We start from the raw sequence: 6,638 nt of genomic DNA, 5'->3' as shown, positions 1-6,638 counted from the left end.
GTATCCGATGTCTGCTGCCTGTTCATGTCGCGTCCGTTGAACGCTTCCTACGAGACAGTACCGAAATCAGCTCGGGCTAAACACATACCAACTCGAAAACGGGGGGTGTTCTACGATTTCTCGTTGTTAGTGCCATCAATGATAAGGCACTCCCCGAGTTTTACCAAAATTGAGGCGAGAATGCCCCTTCCTCAAGGAGCGACCAACAGGAGCGAGTAGGGAAGGGACGAATCGCCACACGAGAGACAAACGATTAAACGAACACACACCTAATCAATAGACTGCGATGGAGTACAGTCACCGCTATCGAGCGTATCCGACACAAAAGGTGGCGGAGGCTGTAGAACATCACATCGACATTCATCGCCAAGCGTACAATTTCACGCGGTACGAATACACGAACCACAACGACGCCGATGACGTTGGTTCGGCGTACAAGCATCACGACCGCCTCACCGATTGGAAAGACGAGTTCCCGGTGTTCACAATGGTTCATTCGAAAGCACTCCAGCGAACCGTCACGCGATTTTATCAGAACCTCTCGAGTCTCTCTGAACAGAAGACGAACGGTCACACGGTCGGGATGCTCACGTGGAAGTCGCCAAGGGAGTTTCAGAGTATGACATATTCGCAGTCCGGCTTCGAACTCAAAAACACGAGTGGCCGCAACGCGACACTCTGGCTCTCCAAAATCGGAGACATCAAAATCCGGTACCACCGCTCAATTCCCGACAAAGCAGACATCAAAGAAGTCACTATTAAAAAAGAGACAACTGGCGAGTGGTTTGTCTCCTTCGGTCTCGAAACCGACGAGACTGATCTCCCGGAGAAACCTAACGTGGATTCGCTCAACACGAACAACAGCGTGGGAATCGACCTCGGCATCCGCAACTACATCCACACCAGCGACGGCAAGACCGTGGATTGGCTCAACCTCGAAGACGAGTATGAACAACTCCGCCGCGAGCAACGCAACCTCTCACGGAAAGAGAACGGGTCGAACAATTACGAGAAGCAACGACTGAAGGTTGCGAAGGCCAAGCGTCACATCCAGCGAACGGTGTTGGACTACCAGCATAAACTCACGACGTGGCTCGCCCGCGAGTACGACGCGGTGTTCGTCGAGGACTTGAACGTGAAGGAGATGCTCGAACAATCGCACAACGCTCGCAACAAGCAGGATGCGGCGTGGCGACAGTTCATCACTCTGCTCGAATACAAAGCCAAATTATACGGGACGCACGTCGTTCAGGTCGAAGCACGTGGAACGACGAAAGAGTGTGCGTCGTGTGGCGTGGAGACGGCAAAACCCATCTGGGTTAGAGAGCATTCGTGTCCGTCGTGTGGGTTCGAGTGTGACCGTGATGCGAACGCAGCGATGAACGTCTTGCAGAGAGGCTTTTCTGAATTAGGGCTGGGATGGCCCGAAGACACGCCTGTGGAGACTGCGCTCCCTACGGACACCCATTCGGTGTCTGCAAAGCGCGTCGTAGAAACAGGAAGCCCCACCCTCAACGAAACCGCACCAGCGGCTGAGTAGGGTGGGGGAGTTCACTGTTACCGCCCTGCCAACTTTCTCGCGATGAACGTAGGATCCCTCGTACCGTCATCGATGATCCGAGCTATTTCCAGGCTGTTTGCGAATACGAAACGGTCTGGGTGTAATTTGTTCACGTACATTTTTTGAGACCAGGGTGAGTGAATTTGACCATGCCGGAGTTCGGGTCACTCGAATCCCAGGAAGTACGTGAGTACTGGGCGGACGGGTCCCGTTTAGTTTGTAGCATTCTGCCAGACGGCGAAGGCCTGGAGCCACGATTCTGCGGTTGACGGTTTGACGTGACTGAAGCAGTTTGAGAATGAAGAAGTACGTCTTTTTATCTCCCGAAAGACACGTTCGGCAGCGTTCCGATTTCCGTGTTTTTCGTATCGAAATCGGAGTCCGTGCCGGCGGAGTGCTGTCTGTAGATGCTGTGCACCATCGACGAGAAACACCGCATCTTCGACATCGTGTTTCTCAATTAGTTCTCGCAGAAAACGTTCAGTCAATGCAGTCGTAGTCGTCGAAAATAGCCGTGTGTGGAGGATTCTGTTTGTTTCAGGATCGACGGCAGCGTACAGCCAATACTGGTGATCATCGATTTGAATCACTGTTTCGTCGAGCGCAACGTGATTCGGATTTGTATCAGTTGCTGGCTGTAGATCGGCTTTCTGTACCCAATCGTGTACAGCCTTGCGTGATCGTTCGACACCGAACTTCTCTAATTCTCGAACGGTATTCGAAAGCGAGAGGCCAGCAAGATGGAGTCGAATACCGAGCGCCATCAGCTGACGCGGTGTCCGCTCTCGCTCCACAAAACTCAAATCAATCCAGTCGCTACACCCGCTGAGGCGGTCGATTTTTGGCATAGAGCACCACAAAATCGTCCCGCCTCACTTTTCACGCTTAACGAAACAGCGCCGGCGGACGAGGCTCAGGATTTTACACCGTGGATAGCTAACGAAATCCGTTCGGCGGATGAATCTGAACTGGAAGACACGCTTGGACTAGAGTTAGAGGTGGTCGAAGAAGAGAAGAGCGTCGGTCGGTACAACGTCGATATTCTAGCTGAGGTCATCGATGACAATCGAAACGTCGTCATCGAAAATCAACTTAACTCGTCCGATCACGACCATCTGGGGAAATCGATCGCGTATGCCTCAGGAGTTGATGCGGATATCATCGTCTGGATCGCACCACGATTCTATGATGAACACCGCGATGCAATGCAGTGGCTCAACGAGAATAGCCGTGAAGGCGTAGATCTATTCGCTGTTCGATTAGAGGTCTGGAAAATTGGCAACTCGGACCCAGCTGTTCGTCTCAATCCCGTCGTTGAGCCAAGCGAGTGGAAAGAAAAAGCATAACGTTCTGAGGACGAGTTGACTGAGACAGAGGAACTCCAAGAGGAGTACTGGACTGCGTTTCGGGATCGGATTGAAGAACGAGAGACTCAGCTCAGTGCGCGTAAACCGTATCCCAGTTACTATCACAATCTCTCTATCGGCAAATCAGGCTTCGAACTCCAGTTCACGATCAATACGCGCGATAATGAACTCGGAGTCGGGATCGTTATTCGGGATGATGCCGATGCATACTGGCAGTTAGAAGAGAACCGCGACGAAATTGATCGACAGTTCGATCAGGAACTCGTATGGGACGAACCCGAAGAAACTCGTTCCGGAAAGAAACGAAGCCGGATCTGGAGCACGATGTCTGGCGATGTTAACGACGAGGAGCAGTGGGATGCGTATCTCGACTGGATGATTGAGAACGGTGAGCAATTCTATCATGTCTTCTATGACCGGCTACAGCAACTGTAGACAGACAAGGATGCTAGTTAATTAGATGTGATATACAGTCTCAGCAGCGTTCTCTGTCTTCGTGCTACTCTAATTTAATCGATCGAAATCCACACGTCGGGTCCAGACATACCAAATTCCCGGTTGACGACTCTCGCTCGAGTTGGCTACCACATGTAGGGCAGCGTCGCTCTACTGTATCAGAATTATCTGACGGAGAATTCCGGAAGGGGATGACGTAGCCGATTGCGAGCCATCCATCGCCGCGAAAGATCATTGCGACCGTCTCATTGTTACCCCACGTGAAACGTGGCGTCGACTCAATCGTGTAGAGTTGATTGAAAACCTCGCGAAACTCACGGCCGCGATATGTTGCCTCTCCAGAGCCAGCACTTTCGTTCCAGCGCCACTGTGCATTACTACCTGGGGTCGTAACAGACAACTTGTCTGGAGTGAGGGTGAGTTCCGAATCTGGTGCATATGCTTTCGAATCGAGAAAGTCTTCGAACTGCCAGTCGGTGACGTGGGCTTCAGCAGCATGCTGGTCGTGGATCTCACGGAGATCGAGATTAGCAATGTTCTGGTGCCGACCAGCATCACGCTGGGGGAGCACAGTCGGCACAGTGCCGCCAAACCCGTTTGCTTCCATGGTCAGTTGTTCACCGTGGAGTGAAACCGATATTTGTTCAGCATCAGCAGAGAGCGTGGCGAACTGCAGGGTTGAGACGGACGACGGGTACACCGCGACAGCACCAGCAGTCGAACACTCGAACTCCGGGAACGCCTCGGCGGGACAATAAGCGTGCGTCCCCTGGCGAATCGCCTCCGATCGGAGCCAGACGCCGGTGTTGGTCACGGCGAGAATTGCAGCCGACTCTGGCAACATCGCCTTCGCTAACACCTTGGCATCAACCGGGCGACACTCGATTTCCGCGTCAATCGGTCCAAACTCAGCCGGCCAGTCGATAATATTGTTTACAGTCGTCATTCAGTCACTCACCACCTTGGTTTCCGGCCTGCGTCAGCCGACCAACTGGACTGCGGTGGTTTTGATGGAACCGATGTGGTTCAGTCGCGGACGTGGCATCAACGGTTGTAGTATAGCGCCGCCGCTGCGCGGACGAAGTATCCGACATAGCATCGGTCCAGTTGAGACAAGCATCATAAGTGTCAGCGCTTTAGTGTAGCAGGCCACCTAATTTTATATTGGATAGATAATAAGACGCGTTTGATGGGGAGACACGACGACAGCGAGGTGACTCGTGGCCGCGGTTACACGGAAACAGCACTTATCGATCATCTACGAGACGTGAACGACACATATCAGCGCCTCCCAACGATCTCCGATCTCGAACACTACAACGACAAGCGTAACTCGGATATTACGCCACACCCCCAGACCTACGTTTCGCGGTTCGGGAGTTGGACCACCGCCCTCGAAATGGCGTTTCCTGACGCCGAGTTGTGCCGAGAGTTGTGGCGTGTTGCGAATCGACTTGACCGGCGGCCCTATCAGGATGACCTTGACGATCACGGCCGGTTTGGATTAAGGGCCTATCGGCAGCGATTTGGTTCGTGGGAAGCCGCACTGGAAGCCGCTGAGTTCGATCCCTCGGTTCGTATTCCGGTGGATTTCTTGATTGCCGATCTATGGCGGGTTGCGACGGTTGAAGAGACGTATTCGGAAACGGAGTCTGAGACAGAAAAACCGGTATTTTCGAAGGTCGATGACTGGTGGTCACTTTCGGTCGAGAAACTCGAGCGGCATGGGAAGTACTCGTACCAGACCTATATTCGGCGGTTAGGTGGGTCTCGTGGTGGAATTACTGGAAGCGAGCAGCAGATAGGGTTGCGGAGTTTCTCCAACTGAACTATTGTGTCGATAGTGTATGTCTCAGTGATGTGAATCCGACCAAAAACTCAAATACTAGAAGAGCAGTCTACAACTCGTCCAGTCAGGATGATCGACGACGTCTGACGTGGGCGATTGCGACTGCTATCACGGCGCTGGCCTGGTTCGAGGAACGTACGTTCCTAGGACTCGACGCGGCTCGCTGCCTCGCTCCCAGCGGAACGGCTACCCTGACAAATTCAATACGCTCGCGGCTAAGATCCCCGGGATCATCGAGTATTAGCAGATGTCCACAAGGTCGACGCTGAAACCTGTCTTCGGACATCCTCCGATGAGTCACGCATCAACGGCGAACCACTCACGCTTCGCCAGTCAGCGACATGCGGGTAACACGATCGACTCTAATGGAACTACTCAGATAACACGGCCCTCAAGGCATTGATTCTCGCGAACCGACATCGTCGACATCCTAGCGGCCGAGTTCAAATAGGACCTCAAGGCTCTGTTGAAATCCTTAGTGAGTTACAGGTTCAGCCGGTAGTTTGAGTAGATGCAGCCCCTCCCAAAGTCACGGTTGCTCCGATTTGTCGAGGAAGCATTTCAGTTAGCGCAACGTGCTGTAGCTCGATACTCCTCGAAGTTCTCGAAGCAACGCTACACGCTCCATCAGCACATCGTTCTTCTCTGTCTCAAAGTTCGAAAGGACACAACGTATCGAACACTCCTCGACGAACTCATCGAAATGCCCCGTATTCGGAACGCGATCAATCTCACTGAACTGCCTGCCCCATCAACACTGTGTAAAGCGTTCGATAGGCTCGATATGGCTGTCTGGCGAGTGCTGCTCAATCTCTCTGTTTCACTGCTCCCGACCAATGGCGTTGCGGGGATTGATGCTTCGGGATTCGACCGCAGTCACGCCTCAAAACACTACACGAAACGGGCTAAACTCACGATTCAGCAACTCAAAGTAACACTGCTGGTCGATTCCAAAGTGAATGCAGTCCTTGATTTACACATGACGACGACACGAAAACACGATAGCCAGATCGCTCCGTCGTTGATCAAACGCAACCCCGAGACTATCGACATCCTGCTCGGGGACAAAGGCTACGACGACCAGAAAGTCAGACGGCTTGCCCGTCAACACGAGATTCGTCCACTAATCAAGCATCGTGAGTTCACATCGCTTCACAAGGCATGGAATGCACGCTTAGACGCCAATCTCTACGGCCAACGGAGTCAATCAGAGACAGTCAACTCAACACTCAAGCGGAAGTACGGCGCGTTCGTCCGGTCACGACGCTGGTGGAAGCAGTTCCGTGAACTCGCTCTTGCGTGTATCGTCCACAATCTCAGTACTTCACAAAGCCGTTAGTTGAGAAGTCCGCTTGCTGAGTTGTGACCAAACAAACAGAGCAAGCGGACAGTGAAATCCACGAAG

7 protein-coding genes are annotated in these 6,638 nt (G+C 52.7%); 5 read left to right on the top strand and 2 right to left on the bottom strand.

The window, feature by feature from the left end:
- The first annotated feature begins 286 nt into the window (after positions 1-286).
- Positions 287-1,540 (top strand): RNA-guided endonuclease InsQ/TnpB family protein, encoded by a 1,254-nt coding sequence (locus tag C487_RS09450; protein WP_006185520.1) that lies wholly within the window; start codon positions 287-289, stop codon positions 1,538-1,540.
- A gap of 233 nt (positions 1,541-1,773) precedes the next feature.
- Here the strand turns inward: C487_RS09450 and C487_RS19530 are convergent, their stop codons facing one another.
- Complete coding sequence (locus C487_RS19530) at positions 1,774-2,409, bottom strand: IS6 family transposase (protein ID WP_083864574.1); 636 nt, start codon at positions 2,407-2,409, stop codon at positions 1,774-1,776.
- Between C487_RS19530 and C487_RS21210 the strand changes: the two genes are divergently transcribed.
- Positions 2,302-2,907, top strand: coding sequence for a hypothetical protein (locus C487_RS21210; RefSeq protein WP_049908064.1), 606 nt, complete (start codon positions 2,302-2,304; stop codon positions 2,905-2,907). The genes C487_RS19530 and C487_RS21210 overlap by 108 nt on opposite strands.
- 15 nt (positions 2,908-2,922) lie before the next feature.
- Entirely contained in the window at positions 2,923-3,363 is a 441-nt protein-coding gene (locus tag C487_RS09440; RefSeq protein ID WP_006185518.1) for a DUF4268 domain-containing protein, read from the top strand.
- Positions 3,364-3,427: 64 nt separating this feature from the next.
- On the opposite strand, the gene C487_RS19520 is transcribed toward C487_RS09440, so the two are convergent.
- Positions 3,428-4,330, bottom strand: coding sequence for a hypothetical protein (locus tag C487_RS19520; RefSeq protein ID WP_083864572.1), 903 nt, complete (start codon positions 4,328-4,330; stop codon positions 3,428-3,430).
- A gap of 243 nt (positions 4,331-4,573) precedes the next feature.
- Here C487_RS19520 and C487_RS09435 point away from each other — a divergent pair, with 243 nt between their 5' ends.
- Entirely contained in the window at positions 4,574-5,212 is a 639-nt protein-coding gene (locus C487_RS09435) for a homing endonuclease associated repeat-containing protein (RefSeq protein WP_006185517.1), read from the top strand.
- A gap of 532 nt (positions 5,213-5,744) precedes the next feature.
- Positions 5,745-6,572, top strand: coding sequence for an IS5 family transposase (locus tag C487_RS09430; RefSeq protein WP_006185516.1), 828 nt, complete (start codon positions 5,745-5,747; stop codon positions 6,570-6,572).
- Positions 6,573-6,638: the final 66 nt, after the last annotated feature.

It is taken from the genome of Natrinema pallidum DSM 3751 (genome assembly GCF_000337615.1).
Classification (GTDB): domain Archaea; phylum Halobacteriota; class Halobacteria; order Halobacteriales; family Natrialbaceae; genus Natrinema; species Natrinema pallidum.
This window is presented reverse-complemented; position numbering and strand designations above follow the sequence as displayed.

Bases quoted from the DNA above. Each gene is read 5' to 3' on its own strand.
- C487_RS09450 (WP_006185520.1), top strand. From the start codon at position 287: ATGGAGTACAGTCACCGCTATCGAGCGTATCCGACACAAAAGGTGGCG.
- C487_RS21210 (WP_049908064.1), top strand. From the start codon at position 2,302: ATGGAGTCGAATACCGAGCGCCATCAGCTGACGCGGTGTCCGCTCTCG.
- C487_RS19530 (WP_083864574.1), bottom strand. From the start codon at position 2,409: ATGCCAAAAATCGACCGCCTCAGCGGGTGTAGCGACTGGATTGATTTG.
- C487_RS19520 (WP_083864572.1), bottom strand. From the start codon at position 4,330: ATGACGACTGTAAACAATATTATCGACTGGCCGGCTGAGTTTGGACCG.
- C487_RS09435 (WP_006185517.1), top strand. From the start codon at position 4,574: ATGGGGAGACACGACGACAGCGAGGTGACTCGTGGCCGCGGTTACACG.
- C487_RS09430 (WP_006185516.1), top strand. From the start codon at position 5,745: ATGCAGCCCCTCCCAAAGTCACGGTTGCTCCGATTTGTCGAGGAAGCA.